A 2,134-nucleotide genomic window follows, 5' to 3' on the forward strand; every position below is an offset into this window, starting at 1 on the left:
CACTGTGGGAGCGAGCCTGCTCGCGATAGCCGCGACTCGGTTTCAAGGCTAGAAACAAGTCTCCATGCACTCGACCACCCGCAACTGCTCATCCACCAGACACGCCACCCGCCACTTGTCGAAGGTCAGGCACGGATGCGACGTGCCGAACGAGATGATGTCGCCAACCCGCAACGCCACCCCCGGCGCCACGCTCATGAACGCATGCTGGTCCATCACCGCCGTCACCTTGCAACCGCTCAGCGCTTGCCCCGCTACCGAGTCCGAACCGGGCTGGTAACGCTTGAGCGGCACCGGCAGCCCGGCATCAAAGGCCACGTCGCGTTTACCCAGGGCGATTACCGCGAAGCCGGGCTCAGGCAGCGATTGCACGTGGGCCCAAACCTCCAGGGCCGGGCGCAGGCCTTCGTGCAGGTCGCTGCGCCGCTCCAGCACGCAGCACTGGGCCTCTTTGTAGATGCCATGGTCATGGGCCACGTAACTGCCGGGGCGCAGCACGCTGAGGAAACGTCCGTGGGCGTTCCGCTCCTCGAAGGACTCGGCGATCAGGTCGTACCAGGCGGACCCCGAGGCGGTGATGATCGGCTTGTCGATGGCGAACGCACCGTTGTCCTGCAGTTGCACCGCCAGCCCCACCAGGGACGCGGCAAACGCGCGGATGCCACTGATGGCGTGGTCACCATGGATCACGCCTTCGTAGCCTTCGATACCGGTCAGCGCCAGCGCCGGTTGCGCCCCGATCGCCTCGGCCAGGGCCAGCACCTCGGCCTCGCTCCGGCAGCCACATCGGCCGCCGACCACACCGTATTCGATCATCACGTTCAACTTCACCCCGCGAGAGGCGAAGAACGCCCCCAGGTCAGCCACGTTGTCGGGATGGTCGACCATGCAATGGAATTCGAACGCTGGATCTGTCAGCAAATCCGCGATCAGCGCCATGTTTGGCGTGCCCACCAATTGGTTGGCCATCAGCACCCGGCGCACGCCATGGGCGTAAGCGGCACGGGTCTGCACCGCGGTGGCCAGGGTCAGTCCCCAAGCGCCGGCCTCCAGTTGGCGGCGAAACAGCGCCGGGGTCATGCTGGTCTTGCCGTGGGGCGCCAGTTCGGCCCCACTGTCGCTGACGAACTTTTGCATCCAGCCAATGTTGTGCTCCAACGCTTGGCGATGCAAAACCAGCGCCGGCAGGCTGATGTCCCGCAGCAGGTGATCGCCCGCTTGGGCGGCCCCCTTCTCCACGCCAGCGTTATGAATGGCAGAAGACATGTTCGAACTCCTCACACAGCCGTGGCTGTCTATTCATTGATGCGACGGGCCAGGTTGTTGGCGCTTTCGATCAGCACCCGGCGGTAGTCGGCGTAGTTGTTCTTGGCGTCGGCCCGTGGGGCGACGATGCACAGGGTCGCGATGGCCACGCCATTGGCGTCTTTGACCGGCGCGGCGAAGCAGTGGGTAAAGGTGTCGGCCACACTGTCGAAGGAGAAAAATCCATCAAGGCCGGCCTGCCGGATCTCTGCGAGAAATCGCTCCAGAGGCAAGCGCTCGCCGTCCGGCAGGATGAAGTCGTCGGGGTCGATCAGGTCGATGATCTGCTGGTCACTCAGATGCGCCAGCAGCAGACGTCCGGATGCGGTCCAGGGAATCGGCGCGTTCTCGCCGATGTCCGAGGAAATGCGGAAATGCCGCTCCCCTTCCTTCATCAGCGCCACCGTGTATTTGCGCCCGTTGAGCAGGCACATCTGGGCCGTTTCCCGGGTTTGGCTGACAATTTCCTGCAAGGCGTGATCGGCCTCGCGACTCAGGTCGAAATGCCGCAGGTGCGCCTGCCCGAGAAAGTACAACTGGCGACCCAGATAGACGTGACCGTCCTTGCCCACCGGCTCCAGGATGCGTCGCTCCAGCAGCGACGCCACCAGTTCGTAGACCGTGGACTTGGGGCTGCCGATGCCGCTGGCGATGTCATTGGGGCGCAACGGCTGGCCGATTTCCTTGAGGAAATCGAGGATATCGAACGCCCGGTCCAACCCTCGGGCCCGGCGCTTGATGGTGTCTTCGGTCATGTCTTCGGTTCCTGGTAATTCACTCATAGACGCTTGCATTTTCATCGTGGCGAGGGAGCTTGCTCCCGCTCGGC

At 63.8% G+C, this 2,134-nt stretch carries 2 protein-coding genes; both read right to left on the bottom strand.

Annotated elements, in window-relative coordinates:
• Positions 1-48 precede the first annotated feature (48 nt).
• The gene (locus tag HU811_RS26700) at positions 49-1,266 is read right to left on the bottom strand and encodes an amino acid deaminase (protein ID WP_186659088.1); all 1,218 of its coding nucleotides are present in this window, start codon (positions 1,264-1,266) and stop codon (positions 49-51) included.
• 29 nt (positions 1,267-1,295) lie between these two features.
• Positions 1,296-2,060 carry an IclR family transcriptional regulator gene (locus HU811_RS26705; protein ID WP_092396079.1) on the bottom strand — a complete coding sequence of 255 codons (765 nt, stop codon included), beginning with the start codon at positions 2,058-2,060 and terminating at the stop codon, positions 1,296-1,298.
• Positions 2,061-2,134: the final 74 nt, after the last annotated feature.

Source organism: Pseudomonas tehranensis (assembly GCF_014268615.1).
GTDB classification, from domain to species: domain Bacteria; phylum Pseudomonadota; class Gammaproteobacteria; order Pseudomonadales; family Pseudomonadaceae; genus Aquipseudomonas; species Aquipseudomonas tehranensis.

Bases quoted from the DNA above. Each gene is read 5' to 3' on its own strand.
- HU811_RS26700 (WP_186659088.1), bottom strand. From the start codon at position 1,266: ATGTCTTCTGCCATTCATAACGCTGGCGTGGAGAAGGGGGCCGCCCAA.
- HU811_RS26705 (WP_092396079.1), bottom strand. From the start codon at position 2,060: ATGACCGAAGACACCATCAAGCGCCGGGCCCGAGGGTTGGACCGGGCG.